Here is an 18,233-nt window from a genome sequence, read left to right as displayed (position 1 = left end):
TTTATGATGATGACTGTTGGAGAAACATTACTAAAAATCACTGATTACCCATTTGCCTATTCTCTTGTTGGAATTTTGACTCTCTGGATTGGTATCGATGTACCTGATGATAAATTCACTTATCTGTTAGCTATTTCTGGTTCTCTTGGAACTCTTTTAGTTATCTCAAATCCGATAGGGCGTTATCTTGCAAATACTTTGAAACACAATTTTGGTCGCAGAAAAATCGCTTCTTTTCAATCTAATCAATCAAATGATTTCAAATATTGTATTCGTGCAATTGAAACCAATTCTATAAAAACTGAAATCAACAAAATTGTTAGTCTCATGTATTTTGCGTTAATTATTGCCATTTTTGGTTTTGCTGTGGGGTTATCTGAAACTCTACGCCAAAGTCTGATTTTTTATCAAGACAATATCCCTTTATGTGATTCGAACTGTTTGATGTTCACTATTCCTCCCATCTGTACAATTTTTCTTGGAATTTTGCTTCTTGTACTTGTAAAAGACTGGCCAAAAGTTATTCATTATGCTGAGATTGCAGGGGTGTATCAACTCAGCATAAGCTCTGAATTTGTAACCTCTGTTTCTCGTTCAAACATGGGTAAGGTTATTGAACAAAACGATTGGCCAACTGCAGAAGAATGGGCAAAAATAATTGAAACTGAAATCAAAACTGAAAAAGGCAAAAAAGATTTCAATATTGAAGCAATAAATCAGATCTATAGGCCACTTTATGAAGAAAGTATTCAGAATGACGTTGCTGCAAAAAATATTTTAGAAAATAAAGTAAACACAACATTTTCTTCAAAAGAATGGGACCATATTCAATTAGTCACAAGAAATTTAATGATCAAGGATCAGAATTTGATAAATAAAATCGATTTATTATATGCAAAAATTAAAGACTACAATCAATTTCCTCCAACTCTGGAAAACCAAATTAAATCAATCATTCACAGAGAAGCTACAAAATTCTATGGCATGAATGTGGATGATGTACATTATTATTTTAGACTTAAAACTAGTGGCTCTTCTCCTGCATTGTGGGATTGTTTAAGGGCAAAACAACATCCTTTAGAAAGAAACACCTCTCCTTATGATTATCGCGTTATTGAATTAAGAACATCTGATAAATCATCTAAGGAATTAAAAGATCCAGAAGAAGTTGTTCGCTTTGATGAATTATGGGATATTTTGTTAGAGAAAGTAGATGGAGAAATTAATCTGTCAAAACTAGAAGAACAAGTTAAAGAAATTCAATCTCTCAATAATGAATTAAAACCTGTATTTGAAGAAAAAATAAAGAAACAATGGCTATGATGTTGATTGGGATTAGAAAATGAATTTAACTAAACAATCTGCCCTGATCAAAATATTTATCATGCTGGGAGTTATTTTCACAGGTGGCACTGTGATCATTATTGGCTATTCGATTTATGTCCAAGAGCCTTTCATAGTTACGAATGATCCTTTTGATGATGACATCCAATTAAATTCAAATTATGCAGAACTTGTAATTAATTTTCATGCACAAGGTGGATTCTTTCCTGATAGAAACGTTGATCCATTTATTCAAATAACATTGCATGAACAGATAATAAATTCATCTGATATCAAAGTGACTTTTTTTGATGGTGATATCATTAAAATTGTAGATCGTAAACAACTTTCAATACAAAATGATCCTGTTCATCTAAAATTCCATGATACTGCAATTCAAGTAGGAACTAATGTGTCTAGATATGTTGCAGAACCCTATTTGTCTTATGACTCTCCTGGTGAAAAAGGTGCAGAAATACATATAGAAATGGAAGATGGATCTGAAACTTTTGAAAAAACATGGATTGATGTTATAGAAATAAAATCCAGGGAAGACTATTTGAATCAAAAAAATAAAAATGAAGATCTTGGAATAGCTTTGATTATTTTAGGAATTGCTTTAATTACGACCGCATCTACATTTGCTAAAGTTTTTGAATATTATGAAGAATTATAATCTCTGATAAATTTATAATTTTTAAGACAACCGATTTTGATATGGCTATATTTTTTACATTGACATGATGATATGAATTTAGAAAAGACTCCTATAACTCTACTAGTTAATGGTAAGTATTAAATTCTCAAAATAACATGTTACTTCATGGGTGTTTATGCGGACTATTTGAATACTTTACAAGATATTGATTCAATTAACTTAGAGAGAAAAAAATTACTGAAAAAAATTTCTGAACTACGGGATAAACGTGATGTGTTAGTAATAGCATCTGATTTATCCAAAGGCAGAGCCCCGATCTCTATTGACTATACAGATATTTTACCTGTCCATGATCAATTACAAAATCTTCATGGTTCTGCGATTGATATTATTTTGGAAACTCCTGGTGGTTTTGCAGAAGTAGTTGAAGATATTGTTAAAATGATCAGGGAAAAATATGAACATGTGGGAATTATAATTCCTGGATATGCAAAAAGTGCTGGAACCATCTTTGCAATGGCAGGTGATGAAATATTGATGGGAAGTACATCTGGATTAGGTCCTATTGATGCACAAATCACATTGGCAAATGGAAAAAGATATTCTGCAGATGCGTTTTTGAAAGGTATTGAGGACATTAAAAGAGTAGTTGATAAAACTAGAAAATTAAATGCTGCATACATTCCAATATTACAAAATATTTCCCCTGGTGAAATTCAGCATTGTGAAAATGCACAATGTTTCTCAAAAAAATTGGTCACAGACTGGCTTGCCAATTACAAATTCAAATTTTGGACAAAACATTCAGATGGACGAGATGTTACTGAATCTGAGCGAAATAGTCGTGCAGAAGAAATTGCCAATAAACTCACTTCCCAAACTACTTGGTTAACACATGGACGTTCAATTAGAATTAAAGACTTGGAGGACCTGCAATTGAAAATTTTTGACTATTCTAAACAAGCTGAACTTGATAATGCCATAACTAGTTACTATACTTTATTGAGAATGACATTTGAAGGTTCAAATCTCTACAAATTATTCGAAACACCTGATTCTCAAATCTATCGTCATGTCGTATCTAATACCCCCGTACCTAATGCCGTCCCTCTACAAGGTGCAATCGGAGATTCTGTTTCCTTTGATCTCTCTTGTAAATTCTGCTCATCTAGTTTTAAAATGCAGGCTAATTTTAAAAAAGATATTCCAGTTCCTGAAGGTGTTATATTGCTCACTAAAGATTCCAATACGATCAAATGCCCTATTTGTGACAAAGAACACAACATTTCTGAACTAAAAATTCAAATAGAATCACAAACGAAAAAGGAGATAGTATGACTGAATCTGAACAAACGTACACGATTTTGAAAACCAAATTACAAGAATCTTTAGATGAGCAGATCGATCTTCAAACTATAGATATCAATGATGTCTTGAAGCAAAGTTTAGTAATACGGGAATTAAGTGATGTTTTGAATGACACAGTTGATGATGAATTCTCAATATTTTCCAATTCCTAAACTTTGATAAAATTTTCTTAATTTGCTGATTCTAAAATTATGTTGTTAGTATAATTTGCCATTTGTCCGTCTATATTATTTTTATGTCGTGATAATTCAAAAGTAGATTTTAGTATCAAATATGCACTAAATAGGCAAACAGTGGTTATGAGTATTTGTAAGATCTGATATGCTTCACAATATTTTGGTCATTGAAAATTTTAGTTAATACCAAATTCTTATAATAGTATATTATGAATTCGATAAATATTGAAATAGTCTAATCTTTATGATTAAGCATGACAAAGAAAGCAAAAGTATTCAGAGTTGCAAAAGAAGGTGTGCAATCTAATGGTCCTTCTGGCGATGATCCTCGTAAAACCCCTCCGACTACGTCTACCGCTTCTCAATCAAAACCTAAACCAAAAGCTAAGGGATGAGATTAATTGGCTGATTTTACACCTGAAATTATTCAGGACATAGCGTCTGCAGTAGCAAAGGAATTATCAAAAACACCTGACGCTGCTGCAAGTCTTGGTACTGTGTCTGACATTTGGGTATTTCTTGTATTAATCATTCCTGGTTTTATCACTCTTAAAATCATCACTTGGTTTCTCAAGGATGAAGTAAGCCTTACTCAATTTCTTTATACTGTGTACAGTTTGATTGGAAGTGTAGGTCTGATTGTACTTCTAGCTAATTTGGGAATTGATGGGGTTGACATTACGAGTATTGATCAAATTCGAACTCATGCCACAAATCCTGACATCATAGCTATTCTTTTTGGCTTAGCTATAGGAATTGGAATTGCAGTAGGTGTTACGATAAGATTCACTATATACAAAGACAAATTTGCTGGAAGTGCATGGGATGAATTTGTTAAACGCAATGTTAGTAATTATGTAAAAATTCATGCAGTCTATAACAATGGCTCTCACATATTATCTGGTTATATCAAGACGGCTTCTACTGGAAACAAGGAAAAGAAAGAACTTACTTTGGGAGAACCAGCTGAATGGGAAAATGATGCGTGGACGTATTTGGAAGAACAAACTCCCAGCATTAAAGAATTGTATCTGTCAGAAGACTCTATCAAAAGAATAGACCTGTATACTCCTATCCATAATACTTGATGAAATTGCTGTCAAAAGTAGATTTTAGTATCAAACATAGACCAAATAGGCAAATTTTTGCAACCTTGGAATGTATCTTGAAGTCATCAGAATTATTACTATGACATTCATTTTTGTTCCAATAAGGCCAAGTAGGAGAGATCCTGAGGCAGATGAAATAGAAGATAATGAAGATTAGGGACTTTTTCCAATTTCAATTAATGAATAAATTTTAAAATGTTTGCAAAGTTCAGCTATTTATTTGCCATTTCTCAGGTTTAACTAATGCAGAATTGGATGCTGATTTTTGGAATTATTATAATTGCAAGTCCAATTCTTTTTTCAATGATTGCTTATCCTGATTCTATAGCTTGGAGTTGGAATGAAGGTCGTGGCGGTTATTTCTTTGCCCTTGTTTTCATAGTAGCTGAATTAATCGGTCTTAAAATTGTCATATCAAAAAAACGATTACTTTCAGTTATTCCTATGGCCCTTCTAACCATAGCGTATCTAATTTCATTAGAATATGGTCTTAGGGATTTCATTGTTGAATCTGCAGAACAGTTTGATGTACAATTAATCTATTCGTGGACATGGATGTGGGATTTTGTTGTCATGGCAATTTTTGTCGTAGCTGCATTGACGATTTTCTTTGGAAAGCGATGGATTAGAATTGCCCCAGCTGGACCAATCTTTCTAACTGGCACTGCAATAATTCTCTCCCTTGATGCATTTTTCCCATACGATACTTTGGGTCCTCTACAATATGTTGTTCCATACTTTGTTCAAGCAAACGTGTGGATTATCTCAGCTCTTGATCTTGGAACTGCCGTAGCAAAAGATAATGTGATGTTCCTGAGAGGAGACCATGGTTCTATGGCTTTACAAGTATTCTGGCCATCTGCCGGTGTACATAGCATTATCATTTTTTCATTAGTCATTGGTGCATTCATGCTAAAATTGAATATTCCAAGACCTCGAAAAGTAATGTATTTTGTTTTAGGAATAATAGGCACAATCACTGTTAATCTAATTCGAATTTTTTCATTATCTTGGTATGCTCTTAAAGTAACAACAGATCCTGTGGCATGGGAAGAATATCACAAAATTGCCGGTGAAATAATGTTTTTGCCATGGCTATTTGCATTTATTCTGATAGTGATATTGATAGAATCAAGACGCATGAAAAAACTTGAACAATAAGTTTCATATTTAAAAATAATTTGTAATGCTACTTTGACCTTGAACTTCTGAAAGCTCTGAAACTTTGACACCTAATCTCCTAATAGTATCTTTTTGGTTTTCTAAGGCTTCTTTTAGTAATTGAACAGCATTTTTTTGTAATTCTTCAAGATTTTTTGTTGGGTTCTTGAGCATTCTTGATTTTGATTTAGTTGACAAATCTGACTGAACAATATGAATTCCAACAGATTTGAACATTCTATTATCTTTCATTAAAACATCATGTACTTCTTTACATAATTCAACAATATTTTCATACAAAAATTGATAATCTTTTGAGTCTTTTTTCAATGTAGAAATTTTGCTATATTGTATGCTTGCTTCTCTTTCTTTGACTGGTTCATTATCAATCCCTCTTATTGCGTTGTAGATGTAAGTTCCACTTTTTCTCCCGAACTCTTTATTCAAAGAAAAAATATCTGATTTTTTTAAATCTTGTATGGTTTCTAATTTCATTTCGATAAACCTCTCTTCAGTTTTTTTCCCAATTCCTGGAATTGACCTTATTTTTAGTGGTTCTAAAAATTCCTCCATATTATCTGGAGTTACAACTGTGAGACCGTCTGGCTTTCTAAAGTCTGATGCAATTTTAGAAATTAACTTGTTGGGTGAAATTCCAATTGAACAACTCAGTTTAATTTTTTCTCTAATGGAATTTTTAATTTGTTGTGCAAGGTGACTTGCTTTTTTAAAATCACCCTCCACTCTTTTTGTTACATCTAAATATGCTTCATCTCTTCCAACATATTCAAAAATATCTGCGTTAGACCTCATGATCTCCATTGCTTTTTGTGAAATTTCTGAATAAAAGTCAAAATCTACTGGTAAAAACACTGCATCTTCTCTACCTTCTAATTTTTTTTTTGCAAATGAAATTGGAATTCCTGATTTTACACCATATTTTCTTGCAGTATAGTTTGCTGTAGCAATTGCGCCGCTATCGCCTCCTCTATCTGAAAAAACACAGACACATACTGGCTTTGTTTTTAATTCTGGAGATCTTGTCTCCTCACACTGAGCATAAAAATAATCAAAATCTATGTGGAAAACTACTCTTGTTTCCAATATTTTCTCATATTGTCTTGATTATTACTATATTGTGTATTCATCTAAATAATTGACCATACTCGTAATTATTTACTAGACTTACATATTCTCAGTATGAAAAATCAGCATAGTTTAATCATGTTTCAGGAGTCATTGCAATCCGAACATACGCGCAAGAAATACACACAACTAGTATCTATGTTCAAAGACTATCACAAAATCCATGATTTTGATGGTATTCTAAATTTTAAACAATCCGATCTTCAAATGATGGTTGAAACTTATGTAATTCATATTAAAAAAATCATCAATCCTAATACGATTCCAACGTATATCAATCCTATCAAGACCTTTCTTGAAACAAATGATGTTGATCTAAATTGGCGTAAAATTAAAAGACTCTATCCATCTAAGATAAAACGTTCTGGTTCATCTGCATATCAAACCAAAGATATTGAACTAATGTTAAAGGTCACACCTCAAATTAGGAATAAAGCAGTAATTCACTTTCTTGCATCTACTGGTTGTAGAATAGGGGCATTGGTTGATTTGAAAATTAAACATCTTAGAGATATGTCATTTGGATGTAAAATGGTTACAATCTACGAAGATTCAACAGAAGAATATTTCACATTTCTCACACCAGAGTCTAGTAAAGCATTGGAATTGTATTTTATTGAAAGACAGAAAAATGGTGAAATATTCCATGATGAAACTCCAATATTTAGGATAAGATACCAGTTAGCTAGTATCAAAGCCAAATCTCTATCTACTAATTCAGCACAACAAATTCTTCATAGAGCAGTATCTAATGCTTCATTGAGAGGACAAAAAAAGAACGGTAGATATGCAGAACAGCTTGCACATGGATTTAGAAAAAGATTCAACACTATTCTCAAACTAAACAATCAGGTAAATGATAACGCAATTGAGAAGATGATGGGACATAAAAAAGGCCTTGATGGTACTTATTTACAAATAACACCTGCGCAACTCTTTGAAGAGTTTAAGAAAGGAATTGCTGATTTAACTATTGACCAATCAGAAATACAAAAAGTTAAAATTGAAAAACTAGAGAGTGATAAATCTGAACTTGAACAAACTAAAATAAAATTAGAAGATGCTGTTAGCAAAGTTGAACAATTGTGGGCAGACAAACAAAGAATGGAGCAATCTCAAAAACAAAATTAATATCTATTTAACAGGCGATCAAGCATTCTTTGCTTGTCATCATCTTCTAACCTGCCAAATTTTTCTATCATTAAATCTAGTATTCTTTCCTTGGCTTTTTCTATTTCTTGTATTTTGTATTTGTTAGAAATTACACATATGGCAAATAGTTCTCCTAAAATTAATTCTCGATATTTTTCTAGCATGTTTGAGAAATATTCTAAGTTTATGATAAAATTTTCTTCATTATTTGTTTTTTTGAAACTTCGTGTCTCTATTTTTTCTGTGTTTTTCAAAAATGATTTAATCTTTTTTTCAAAATCCTGATCAACCCGACTAATTTTTAATTTATTTCCAATTTTCTCAACTGTAATCAGGCCTTCTAATTCCATCTGTTTGAGATATTCTTTCAATATATTTGGATGAAAACCTTTACCTTTGCCCGCTTTACGCAAATTATTAAATCCAATGATAAAATTTTGATTGGAGGCAAGTACGTCTAGAATCTCTTTTTCATAGTCATGTTTTATCAAGTGTTACAGTTCTGTAACGATACACCAAGTGTATTAAGTATTACCAGTCATTTCAGTTTACTGTGGGCACAATTAAACTAAAAGACAGCACAAAAAAACATCTCAGCACACTAGGGGTTTTTGGCCAATCTTATGATGAAGTAATATGTGATTTGTTATTTTGTTTTGAATACTGTTCTGACTGTAACCGTAGATTTAAAGAGTTGAATGTTAATGGATGAATTAATATTTCATTGCTGTGATGGAGTACCAAAATTTCTTGTAACTTATTTGGTTGCTGAACACGAAAAAACTTATGAAATTTGTGATTCATGTATTAAGTTAGAATGTTTTTCTAAATTTGTTATTAAAATGGAAAATATCTATGGATCTGAATAATTTTATTTGCATTTTTGTCTCTCACTCAAGTAATATGGTGTAGTGTATGGTTTACACAAATACGCTTACTGCAACACAAAAAGATTACAAAATTCCTATAATTCAGAAAAGAGATGGAGATATTTGTTTTTATTGTTTGATGCCATTTGTTAATGACGTTCCTTCATTAAGAAGAACAATTGATCATGCAAACAACAATCCTGTAGATAATAGAACTGAAAATCTTCTTCTATGTCATCTAGAATGTAATGAAAAAAAGAAAAGAAACTCTGATTGGCAAATTAAAGCAAATGAAAAATTAATGCAAAATGAGATTGATGCTGAGTCTCTGTGTGAGAGAGGGAGAAAAAAATATGCAGAAACAGGTAAGGACATAGACGAATTAAAAGAAGGCGATATCAATCTTATTGTAAACAAACTAACTTTAATGGAATTGGAATCTAAACTGCCAAAAACAAATGGTTATTCTGTATTTCCTTACAATAAAATGCTCAAAAATATTCATTATTTACTAATAAAACAAACTGGAGGACGTGGTAGTGAACAAGCAGTTAGAAGAGCGTTAGATGCACAATGCTCTGATTATGCTCAATGGAAAAGTGAAAAACTTGGAAAAGGAAATAGGATAATTCGTCGTAGAAAATTTGATGAATTAGGGTATTTTTTGGAAGATCCTAAATAATCATAATATTTGTAGGCATGAAACAATGAGCTTTATTGAGCTATTTTTTAAAGAAATTATTTAGTTAGGCATGGGTGTGAAACCACCGATCAACCTTAGCTTCTTTTGATGCTAAGGTTATGTAAATCCAAAAACTCCCTAGGTGACAAGAATGTTGTTATTGTAATTATAAATGATGAAAACCTTTGATGTTTTAATTGTAATTCATTAAAACATGAAGAATGGCTTAAAAAAGACAAATTATTCTATAAGTTGAGTTATAACATTGTCAAATAAATTTAGAAAGTTTTCTAATAAAAAAATCACTATAGGAGTACTTCTAACAATGGTTCTTGTAACAACAATCTTTGTCATTGTAAATTTTGGTATTGAGTGTCAAGAAATCCCTGATGGTTCTCAAAGATGTTTTTTCAATGAACAGAAATGGGAAAATAATGATTTTTTTAATGTTATTGCAACAATTCTTACTGCATCTGGTGCAATCTTAGCAATTTCGTTTTTTATAACTCAAATGGTAATTTCAAACATTGGTCAAAATTATAGTATTAATGCTCTAGACAGCTATTTGAAAAAAAAACATCCTCACTATGTTTTTTCTGCATGGATAATTATTGTTGCATTTTCATCACTTAGTCTATTCGTTTTAAATTTTGTACCTATTTACACTTCGTTTATTATTTCATTAGTTATTATCAATGGTTTTTCTATTTCATTAATTTTGTTTGTAAGACAATATCATGATATGATGAAACTTGTTAATCCATATGATTTTATGGATGATATAATGGAAACTGTCTTTGAACACATTAGAAATGTTGAGGAACATGGCTAAAGAAATCCATCCACAAGATTTAGTTGCTGCTGAATTAATTGAAGCACTAGGTGATATTTCCGTAAAGGGGGTAAAAGAAGATAAAAATAACATTAGTAAAAAAGGAATAGATAATTTAATAAAAATTGCCTTAGAATTTTTAGAATTAAAAAAGAATAATGAATCTACTTACAAAGTCGAAGATGATCCTATTTTTTCCAGACAAAGTTCACCAAATCAATATGTAAAATATGTCTCAAAGGAATTAATTCGTATTTTTGATATGGCATTAAAATACGAAAATGAAGAAATCAAAAGACATTTGATTTTACATTCATCTAGAATTTTAACTAAAGCGCTAGAGGGGGATGATAATTGGTTCATCATTCAAATTTTATTTGAAACTAGGGGTTATCGAGGCTCATTTTATTGGAAATTAATGGATGATGCATTGAGAAGAGGTTCGCAATTAGATAAATCTCTACTAATTCAACACCTGGTATCTGTTCCACAATTTGCAATTTTAGAACAAAAGTTTGATTCTAATTATTTGAATGATTTCATCACTTATCATATTTTTAGAATTGTTCAAATGATAATAGACGAAAATGATTTTGCAACATTTAGCGATGTGATGGATTCATTCAGTAATAATTTTTCTTTCAAAGATCCAGTTGATATTGCAAATGACATTGTTTACAAATTATATCCTCATTATTATGGTCTTATAGATCGAGACTATCAAGAGAAATTTGAAGAACTAAATTTTCTAATATCTCGTACATGCGTTAGAGATCTTTCAAAAATACCTGATTTTATAAAAAAACTACATGAATATTTTGAATTAATTTTACAAAAACAAGATTCGTCTGAAGATGTTGAAAAAATTACTCAAATTCTTACTAAAATACATAATAAAATTGGCGAATTTATTATTTCTTCAAAACTGTTCGGTGTGTTTTTTAGGATTGGTACGTATATTATTTCAAAAGGAATGGGATATAAAAAATATCTTGAAAAATTATGGTATTACCAAAGTAGCGGAGATGAAAGATCTTTCTATATTAACAAAACACCCGTGTCTGATTCCATAGATTGGAATACATTATTCGCTATTTATTCTGGAATTGGTTCTAGTATATATGATGAAATAGATCATTTTGATAATTTCAACTATTCTAAATATCGTTATGAATATTATGTTATGATTCTTTTGAAACTGAATAAAACAATTTCTTTACCGTCAAAAGACGATATAACTAAATGGAATGCAAAAAATGAAGAATACAAAAGTCGTTATTATTATGAATATGCATCCCAATTACCCACAGACAAATTTTTAGAAGTACTTGATAATATTATTTTAAACAAAAATGATTTTCTGTCTGTCTTAAGGTTGGATGAGACCGATACAATCGAAAATAGAATGAATGAAATTAAAAAGAAATTAATTGGTTTGAAAAATTTACAAGAAAAAACTACTGAAAATACAGTGTTGTATAGTAAACTAAACAATCAGAAAATTGAAGAATTTAAACAACAATCAATAATTGGTTCATATAAAAAAGGTTCAAAAATAGAAAAAATTGCCCAAATAAATTATGATACAAATATTTTAGATGCAGATTGTGAAGTTATTCAATCTGAAATAAATGTTCCAAGAGATTCATTCATTGATCAAGGGATAATTGCTCATATTTTCAATGACATGGGATTTTCTTCGTTAGCAATAATTGAAATCTATAAAATTTATAAAAAAATTAAGAAAAATATTAAACCCGTTGCTGAAGATGGTGATGACTTTCTAAAACAAATTCAATCAAAAACAACTGAATTAAAAAGAAAAGGATTTCATCCTGATACCATTTTCATCCCATTAAATGTTGAAACAGAATTAATGAAAAAACAACATGTTATGTTTTATCCAGAACGTGGTCTGAAAGTTGATGATGAAACTACATTGTATATGATTAATTCATGGAAAAATTTTGATTTTACAGATATCATCATTTATGATTCTACTCAATTATCTGTAATTTACAAAGCATTGGATACATTAGATGTTGTAAAAATTACAATCTCTGATATTGAAGAAGGTAAAAAAGCGGTGAAATTTTCTAGCGAAATCAAATTATCTATAACTCTTACTGATGAAAATGGATTTGCTAGGATAGTCAACTCACACATTTCTAAATTAAATCCTGACAATCCTGATATTTAGATTTGAATATATCCTTCATAACTTCATATACTTGAAGAAAAAATCTAAATTAATCTTATGAATAATAATAATTTTGGAATACTGACTACTATTTGTATTGTTGTTGTTTTTGTTACTCTGTTATTTTTTATGACATCTGAACAGTATTCCCCTCAATCAACTTTGTTTGTGATGATTATTGGGATAAGTATTGCTGTTTTTATTGGAGAAATATCTAAAAAAATTTTTCCAAAAAAACGAAATAAAGATACGGTAACACATAAAATTAATCATGAAAGTCGAATAGTCATTGGAATTATGGCTCTTGGAATTGGTGCCATGTTCATATCTGGAGGGATGATTATAATGGAATTTTCTAATTTGTTAAAAGAAGATATTGCACAACGAAATTATTCAATTGATATTCCAACAAGAATTGATTTTGAAGATCCTGAACCATTACGTGAGTGGATGATACGCGCTGAGATTATTAGTAATGATGATAGACCTCTTCTAGAAGGCATTGAAAAAAGATTAGATGTGACGGTCGAATCAAAAATAATTCCTGAAGAACTAGTTATTCACATTTTCCATGAAGATATGAAGGATTTCTTTACAAATGAAAATGATCCATCAGCGTTTAGACAAATTACAAAAAGTTTAGATCGAATCCCTACATTGGGTTATGGACCGATGTTTTCTCTACAAATAAACACAACAAAATACGAAAAATGCGTTGTTGATCAGGAAATATGTATTTACAATCTTCAAGCAACAGATGTGGGGGAATTTTCAAAAGCAGGTAAATACCTAGTTCAGTTTTCTGCAAAATTAGAATCCAATCAATATGAACATCGACTTAGCCCTTTTTCGTTACCTGATATTGTTGATGAAAAGACTGAAAAATTTAATGAACAAATTAGCAAAATTAGTAAATCTGTGGATGAACAAAAAGCAGATTCTAGAAATTCTCAAGGATATGCATTTTTAGGCATAGGAATAGGTATGGTTTTTTCAGGTGTTTCTCTAATTTTACCTCAAAACATATTGAAAATTCGAAATCAAGATGAATAAAATCTCTGATTATTATTTGATAAAAATATTATTTTCAAAATGTAGATGACAATGCAGTTTTAATTTTATTACAAATTATTGTGATTGATTGTATTAGTTGCAATAGGTTTTCTTTATTTTCTTCATAAAGTAACTCTGAATTGGTATTCTCAATTATTGTGGGGTATCTGCCTATTTCTTGATGGGGAAAAGTCAATAATCCATATTCATACCATTCAAATGCAGTATCGATCATTTTCATTTTTATCATAAAATCGGTTGCATCTTTAGATAAAGAATTTGGACCACTTCCATAAAGATATGGTCTGATCTCAAGCATAAATTTATCTAAAATTATTTTTGCATTTTCTGGATTATTGTTTTTTAATGCATTAAGATAATCCACAATAAATAGAGGAAGTTTTGATTTTAGTTTATCTGGCATTTTCTTTTTTAATAAATTGGTTAAAAATGATGTTGATCCTAAATAATTATGAAGCGTAGCAAGATATTTTTCTGTACTTAAATCATTTTTTACTCTAATTCCATTCAAAATGTTTTGTTCGTTTTTGTTTAAGGTTATACCTAGTGAGCTCTTCCAAAAAAGAATTTTGTAATCAAATGATTTTTCTGCTTTTTTAAAAGTTAATTGCAACGTTGAAAAATGTTTGATTGTTGCTTCTAAGACTCTGATAATTTCTTCATCTTCTTCAACATTTTTTTGATTTTCTAATATGCTAATGGCTTCATTTAAAATTTCAAAATATTGTAAATGTCCTAATTTGTGTACATCGTTAACTAAATTAAATTTCAAAAGATATGCTTTAAGATATTTTTCTAATGCTTGTTGTATTGAATAAGCAGCAAATCCATAATCCCCGATTTCAAATAACATTGTTGTACGCTCTAAATCGTATTCTGCTTTTTGTAAAAAATCACGATAATCAATCATATTAATCTCCAATATTTGATCTACAATTAGCACATCTTCTTGCACTTTTTTTCACAAATGCTCCACAGTATGGACATCTACGCTTATCTTGTGATATTGCGTAGAGTCCAGCTGCGCCAAGAATTAATGCTAAAGCTGCCCAGGACATTAAACCTGTTATTTTATCGATATTAGTAATGTTTTCGAATTTATCTTTAAGAAAGGTGTGACTTTAGTAGTTTATTCAAATAATTATAAAATACAAATTAATTTTTAATATGTATGGTAATAAAATTCAATGAAAAAAAGAATTAAAGAAAAAGAACTAAATGATATTGTACACTCATCATACGAAAAAATTTGGAAATTTAAAGGAAAAAAGAATCAGAATTGGGAAGATCGAATTTTTAAAACATATGATTATCTTAAAAAACGAAATAAAATTTTTTCTGAATTAGTTACCAAAGATGATTATTTCAAACAAATTAATAGATTGTATCATGATGAATTAACTCAAAAAGAATTCACTGAAAAAATTATTCAGAATTTATGCACTATTGAAACATTTAATTTTTATTTTCAAATTCCCAAAATGTATAATTTTAACAAAAATCTTTCACTTGGAAAATGTAGGTGTTATGCATTTACTGATCTGCCAAAACGAGTTGCATACGAATTTTTAGAATGGACTAAGATTATAGAAAAAAATGAATATTCTGAAGATCAAGAATATAGGATAGAAGAACTCAAACAAACTCTTTTTTTAAAAATTGTTGTCAAAGGAATAGGTTATGATAAATGTATGGCTCATGCAGAGGAAATCATCGAACAAAATATGAATATTTTGCGATACTTATTCGAATCTAACATACATTCAACCATGATTGTTGTAGACCTATTTGATAGACATTATGTTGATGCGGCATATGGGGATTTTACTCAACGCTTTGAGAATATACAAGGACATGGTAGATATGATCTCATCTATGAAAATGAATTTAAAAAATTATCCGATATTTTTAAGAAAAAATCTCCTACAGATCTTGAAGCTCGAATAAAAAGAGCGACTTGCATGTTTGGTACATCATTAACCATTTCATTTTTACCTTTAAGATTGATTGCATTATGTTCAGGATTAGAATCCTTAGTTGTGAGTGAACGACAAGATATTCGAAAGCAAATTTCTATAAGAATAACTGATATTTTAAATGAATCCAATAATGCTTTGATACAGCAAAAATTAGTTGAACTTTACAAAAAAAGGAATTTGAGTGTGCATCAACCTACTAGTATTTGTATATCTGATGATGATATTCAAGAATGTCAAAAATTTCTTAAATTCACTATCTCTAATATGTTAAAACTTTTAGATGATGGCTATAAAACTCTGGACAAATCAAAACCTCTCTCGCACAAATTTGGTTGGGGTTAGCCTCGTGCGAAAATACGTGAAATATCTTCTGTATCGTTATTTTTTGTCTCCTTTCTCTCAAATTTGTTAGTGATTTTAACGATCTGTCATATTTTTATTTCTAGACTTATACTCTTTAATATTGTCTGAAGTTTATGATATCCCACCTTTAGAATTATCTTACATTAAGCATACTTGGGAATTAAAAAATTTGATGCCTATTACATTAATTTTTGGAAAAAATGGCAGTGGAAAAAGCACTTATCTTAAAACACTTAATCGAGTGAAGAACACAAATACAACACAAAGTAAAGATTTCAATTTTAAATATTCCGCATTTTATATTCTTCCTGAAAGAACTGGTAAATTTGAAATAACTAACACTCATCCATCTAATATTCAATCCCAACAAAATAATATGCAATTTAGTGAATCAAATTATGTGGCAAATTTTAACGAATATGCTTTGTTGGAATTTAACAATTTATTCAGTAAAATTGGGCATAGATATAACAAAGATTTCAAATTTGATTTAACATCTGATTATATTTTAAATGAAGTTAGTACATTTTTTCCAAACTATAAAATTGAATTTAATACAATGGCATCTAGATTAGATGTGTTTAAAGATGGTGAAGGAATAAACTCATCTTTACTAAGTAGTGGGGAATCTCAATTAGTATCTATTTGCATTTTATTATTAACTCAAATTGCAAATTGGAAATTGAATAATGAGGAAGGTGTTATACTGTTTGATGAGCCTGATTTGCATTTAGACCCTCAAATGCAAGAACGACTTGCTTTACTTATTTCAAACTTACAAAAAAAATATAATGTTAAATTTTTGATTGCTACTCATAGTATAATTTTTATGACTACTTTGAGTCTATTACATAAAAATATTGGAAGTATACATTTAGATCGTTCTAAAAAACAATTATTTGCTAAAAAATTAAATGATAAAATGATTGATTTTGAATTGTTTTTAAATGGTAAATTTTTGATGGGAACTTTGAATGAAATTCCTTTATTGTTGGTCGAAGGATCTGACGAATCTTTAATTTTTCAAACTGCTACTAGAAGTCATTCTTTTAATGCATATGTTTTTCCATGTAATGGTGATGAAATTTACCGTTATCAAGAATTCGCTGAAAAATTATTCAATAGTTGTTATGATCATGATAATATTTTTGGATGTGCATTGTTGGACAGTGATAAAAAGATGAAAACTACTGCTCAAAATTTTATTAAATTTATTAAATTATCTTGTAATGAATCTGAAAATTTGTATTTCACTAATGAAGTGTTAGAAAGTATGATGCCTGATAAAACCTTGTTATCAGAAAAACTAAAGAAATTAAATATCGGTGATAAATTATCTGATAAACAAAATGCTGATTTTAAACCTATTATTCATAATGTTGCAAAAGAGTTAGATCCTGATAATTTGACTTGGCAAGAAAGAGTGGGAAAAAATATTGGAAAACAAAGACCTACGGGCGAACTTGCATCTTTTTTAGGTGATGATTTACTTAATGTTATTTGGCCGTTATCATAATTTTTTATTTTTTAGACAAAATTCCAATTCAAACAAATAACTATGTTCATTTCTATACTCAAAATACTGATGAGTGTATGTTATGTTGAATTTGAAAAATACTTACGAATAGTTGACTTGATTCATCTAAATACTGATGCTGTGTCATAATTTTATGGATTATCCGGTTTCTGCAGATGAAAATGGAGTCAATTTAAAACCAGAGAAAATGGAAAAAGAAAAACTATATCATTGTATTTTTAAAAATAAAGCAATGCTGGTTTTCAAAGATTCTCAAGATGTCTTAAATTGCTATGAGATTGAACAAGAAGATTTAGTTGAGAAAATAAGAAAAGCTAGTAATGAAGATGATCTTGAAAAATTACTTGAAGACTATCTTGATGGGCAAAACCTGAAAAATTAATAAACGCCGGAGAAAGTTTTGTTATAACAGGAATTCAAAATTGAGCGACCCTAAAAAATCAAAAGATGCTGAAGACATTTTGTCTGAATTTGACTCTAGAATTAAACCTGAACCAACACCAGAACCTGAACCAACACCAGAACCTGAACCAACACCAGAACCTGAACCAACACCAGAACCTGAACCAACACCAGAACCTGAACCAACACCAGAACCTGAACC

19 protein-coding genes and 1 pseudogene are annotated in these 18,233 nt (G+C 29.8%); 16 read left to right on the top strand and 4 right to left on the bottom strand.

Annotation, left to right across the window (positions count from 1 at the left end):
* Window positions 1-9 precede the first annotated feature (9 nt).
* From ACW9W3_RS01040 to artG, 7 genes are all read left to right on the top strand, one after another.
* On the top strand, window positions 10-1,323 hold the full coding sequence (locus ACW9W3_RS01040) for a hypothetical protein (RefSeq protein WP_457764322.1): 1,314 nt from the start codon (window positions 10-12) through the stop codon (window positions 1,321-1,323).
* A 19-nt stretch (window positions 1,324-1,342) separates the two neighbouring features.
* Window positions 1,343-1,999, top strand: a complete 657-nt coding sequence (locus ACW9W3_RS01035; RefSeq protein WP_457764321.1) for a hypothetical protein — start codon at window positions 1,343-1,345, stop codon at window positions 1,997-1,999.
* A gap of 147 nt (window positions 2,000-2,146) precedes the next feature.
* Window positions 2,147-3,319 (top strand): SDH family Clp fold serine proteinase, encoded by a 1,173-nt coding sequence (locus ACW9W3_RS01030; protein WP_457764320.1) that lies wholly within the window; start codon window positions 2,147-2,149, stop codon window positions 3,317-3,319.
* Window positions 3,316-3,501, top strand: a complete 186-nt coding sequence (locus tag ACW9W3_RS01025) for a hypothetical protein (protein ID WP_457764319.1) — start codon at window positions 3,316-3,318, stop codon at window positions 3,499-3,501. Before ACW9W3_RS01030 ends, ACW9W3_RS01025 begins: the two co-directional genes overlap by 4 nt.
* A 278-nt stretch (window positions 3,502-3,779) precedes the next feature.
* The gene (locus ACW9W3_RS01020) at window positions 3,780-3,920 is read left to right on the top strand and encodes a hypothetical protein (RefSeq protein ID WP_457764318.1); all 141 of its coding nucleotides are present in this window, start codon (window positions 3,780-3,782) and stop codon (window positions 3,918-3,920) included.
* Window positions 3,921-3,926: 6 nt separating this feature from the next.
* Window positions 3,927-4,613 (top strand): DUF6338 family protein, encoded by a 687-nt coding sequence (locus tag ACW9W3_RS01015; protein WP_457764317.1) that lies wholly within the window; start codon window positions 3,927-3,929, stop codon window positions 4,611-4,613.
* 264 nt (window positions 4,614-4,877) lie between these two features.
* The gene (gene artG / locus ACW9W3_RS01010) at window positions 4,878-5,795 is read left to right on the top strand and encodes a thaumarchaeosortase (RefSeq protein ID WP_457764316.1); all 918 of its coding nucleotides are present in this window, start codon (window positions 4,878-4,880) and stop codon (window positions 5,793-5,795) included.
* Between the two features lie 9 nt (window positions 5,796-5,804).
* Here artG and dinB read toward each other — a convergent pair whose 3' ends face one another.
* The gene (gene dinB, locus ACW9W3_RS01005; RefSeq protein ID WP_457764315.1) at window positions 5,805-6,899 is read right to left on the bottom strand and encodes a DNA polymerase IV; all 1,095 of its coding nucleotides are present in this window, start codon (window positions 6,897-6,899) and stop codon (window positions 5,805-5,807) included.
* Window positions 6,900-6,995: 96 nt separating this feature from the next.
* On the opposite strand from dinB, the gene ACW9W3_RS01000 reads away from it, so the two are divergent.
* Window positions 6,996-8,072: a tyrosine-type recombinase/integrase gene (locus ACW9W3_RS01000; protein WP_457764314.1), complete on the top strand. Its 1,077-nt coding sequence runs from the start codon at window positions 6,996-6,998 to the stop codon at window positions 8,070-8,072.
* Here ACW9W3_RS01000 and ACW9W3_RS00995 read toward each other — a convergent pair.
* A complete protein-coding gene (locus tag ACW9W3_RS00995; RefSeq protein ID WP_457764313.1) occupies window positions 8,069-8,506 on the bottom strand; it encodes a hypothetical protein in 438 nt (145 codons plus the stop codon). The genes ACW9W3_RS01000 and ACW9W3_RS00995 overlap by 4 nt on opposite strands.
* Window positions 8,507-9,008: 502 nt before the next feature.
* Between ACW9W3_RS00995 and ACW9W3_RS00990 the strand changes: the two genes are divergently transcribed.
* From ACW9W3_RS00990 to ACW9W3_RS00975, 4 genes are all read left to right on the top strand, one after another.
* Window positions 9,009-9,644, top strand: a complete 636-nt coding sequence (locus ACW9W3_RS00990; RefSeq protein ID WP_457764312.1) for a hypothetical protein — start codon at window positions 9,009-9,011, stop codon at window positions 9,642-9,644.
* Window positions 9,645-9,969: 325 nt separating this feature from the next.
* Window positions 9,970-10,476: a hypothetical protein gene (locus ACW9W3_RS00985; protein WP_457764311.1), complete on the top strand. Its 507-nt coding sequence runs from the start codon at window positions 9,970-9,972 to the stop codon at window positions 10,474-10,476.
* Window positions 10,469-12,676, top strand: coding sequence for a hypothetical protein (locus ACW9W3_RS00980; protein ID WP_457764310.1), 2,208 nt, complete (start codon window positions 10,469-10,471; stop codon window positions 12,674-12,676). The genes ACW9W3_RS00985 and ACW9W3_RS00980 overlap by 8 nt, the downstream gene beginning before the upstream one ends.
* 57 nt (window positions 12,677-12,733) lie before the next feature.
* Entirely contained in the window at window positions 12,734-13,729 is a 996-nt protein-coding gene (locus ACW9W3_RS00975; RefSeq protein WP_457764309.1) for a hypothetical protein, read from the top strand.
* A gap of 34 nt (window positions 13,730-13,763) precedes the next feature.
* Here ACW9W3_RS00975 and ACW9W3_RS00970 read toward each other — a convergent pair whose 3' ends face one another.
* Together ACW9W3_RS00970 and ACW9W3_RS00965 are read right to left on the bottom strand one after the other, a co-directional pair.
* Window positions 13,764-14,660, bottom strand: coding sequence for a HEPN domain-containing protein (locus ACW9W3_RS00970; protein ID WP_457764308.1), 897 nt, complete (start codon window positions 14,658-14,660; stop codon window positions 13,764-13,766).
* Window position 14,661: 1 nt separating this feature from the next.
* Entirely contained in the window at window positions 14,662-14,808 is a 147-nt protein-coding gene (locus ACW9W3_RS00965) for a zinc ribbon domain-containing protein (RefSeq protein WP_457764307.1), read from the bottom strand.
* Window positions 14,809-14,937: 129 nt separating this feature from the next.
* Here ACW9W3_RS00965 and ACW9W3_RS00960 point away from each other — a divergent pair, with 129 nt between their 5' ends.
* The 4 genes and pseudogenes from ACW9W3_RS00960 to ACW9W3_RS00945 all read left to right on the top strand — a co-directional run.
* Window positions 14,938-16,071, top strand: a complete 1,134-nt coding sequence (locus ACW9W3_RS00960; protein WP_457764306.1) for a hypothetical protein — start codon at window positions 14,938-14,940, stop codon at window positions 16,069-16,071.
* A gap of 121 nt (window positions 16,072-16,192) precedes the next feature.
* Entirely contained in the window at window positions 16,193-17,608 is a 1,416-nt protein-coding gene (locus tag ACW9W3_RS00955) for an ATP-dependent nuclease (protein ID WP_457764305.1), read from the top strand.
* A gap of 154 nt (window positions 17,609-17,762) precedes the next feature.
* Window positions 17,763-18,011, top strand: coding sequence for a hypothetical protein (locus ACW9W3_RS00950; protein ID WP_457764304.1), 249 nt, complete (start codon window positions 17,763-17,765; stop codon window positions 18,009-18,011).
* A gap of 40 nt (window positions 18,012-18,051) precedes the next feature.
* Window positions 18,052-18,233, top strand: a pseudogene (locus tag ACW9W3_RS00945) (DNA-binding protein); the annotation flags it as partial.

This window comes from Candidatus Nitrosopumilus sp. bin_68KS (genome assembly GCF_054095825.1).
Note: the sequence above shows the minus strand (reverse complement) of the source record. Positions and strands in the feature narration are given on the sequence as shown.

Excerpts from the sequence above, each read along its gene's own strand:
- ACW9W3_RS01025 (WP_457764319.1), top strand. The coding sequence starts at position 3,316 with ATGACTGAATCTGAACAAACGTACACGATTTTGAAAACCAAATTACAA.
- ACW9W3_RS01030 (WP_457764320.1), top strand. The coding sequence starts at position 2,147 with ATGGGTGTTTATGCGGACTATTTGAATACTTTACAAGATATTGATTCA.
- ACW9W3_RS01020 (WP_457764318.1), top strand. The coding sequence starts at position 3,780 with ATGACAAAGAAAGCAAAAGTATTCAGAGTTGCAAAAGAAGGTGTGCAA.
- ACW9W3_RS01000 (WP_457764314.1), top strand. The coding sequence starts at position 6,996 with ATGAAAAATCAGCATAGTTTAATCATGTTTCAGGAGTCATTGCAATCC.
- ACW9W3_RS00960 (WP_457764306.1), top strand. The coding sequence starts at position 14,938 with ATGAAAAAAAGAATTAAAGAAAAAGAACTAAATGATATTGTACACTCA.
- ACW9W3_RS01040 (WP_457764322.1), top strand. The coding sequence starts at position 10 with ATGACTGTTGGAGAAACATTACTAAAAATCACTGATTACCCATTTGCC.
- ACW9W3_RS00985 (WP_457764311.1), top strand. The coding sequence starts at position 9,970 with ATGGTTCTTGTAACAACAATCTTTGTCATTGTAAATTTTGGTATTGAG.
- ACW9W3_RS01035 (WP_457764321.1), top strand. The coding sequence starts at position 1,343 with ATGAATTTAACTAAACAATCTGCCCTGATCAAAATATTTATCATGCTG.
- ACW9W3_RS00990 (WP_457764312.1), top strand. The coding sequence starts at position 9,009 with ATGGTTTACACAAATACGCTTACTGCAACACAAAAAGATTACAAAATT.
- ACW9W3_RS00975 (WP_457764309.1), top strand. The coding sequence starts at position 12,734 with ATGAATAATAATAATTTTGGAATACTGACTACTATTTGTATTGTTGTT.
- ACW9W3_RS00980 (WP_457764310.1), top strand. The coding sequence starts at position 10,469 with ATGGCTAAAGAAATCCATCCACAAGATTTAGTTGCTGCTGAATTAATT.
- ACW9W3_RS00970 (WP_457764308.1), bottom strand. The coding sequence starts at position 14,660 with ATGATTGATTATCGTGATTTTTTACAAAAAGCAGAATACGATTTAGAG.
- ACW9W3_RS00950 (WP_457764304.1), top strand. The coding sequence starts at position 17,763 with ATGGATTATCCGGTTTCTGCAGATGAAAATGGAGTCAATTTAAAACCA.
- ACW9W3_RS00965 (WP_457764307.1), bottom strand. The coding sequence starts at position 14,808 with ATGTCCTGGGCAGCTTTAGCATTAATTCTTGGCGCAGCTGGACTCTAC.
- artG (WP_457764316.1), top strand. The coding sequence starts at position 4,878 with ATGCAGAATTGGATGCTGATTTTTGGAATTATTATAATTGCAAGTCCA.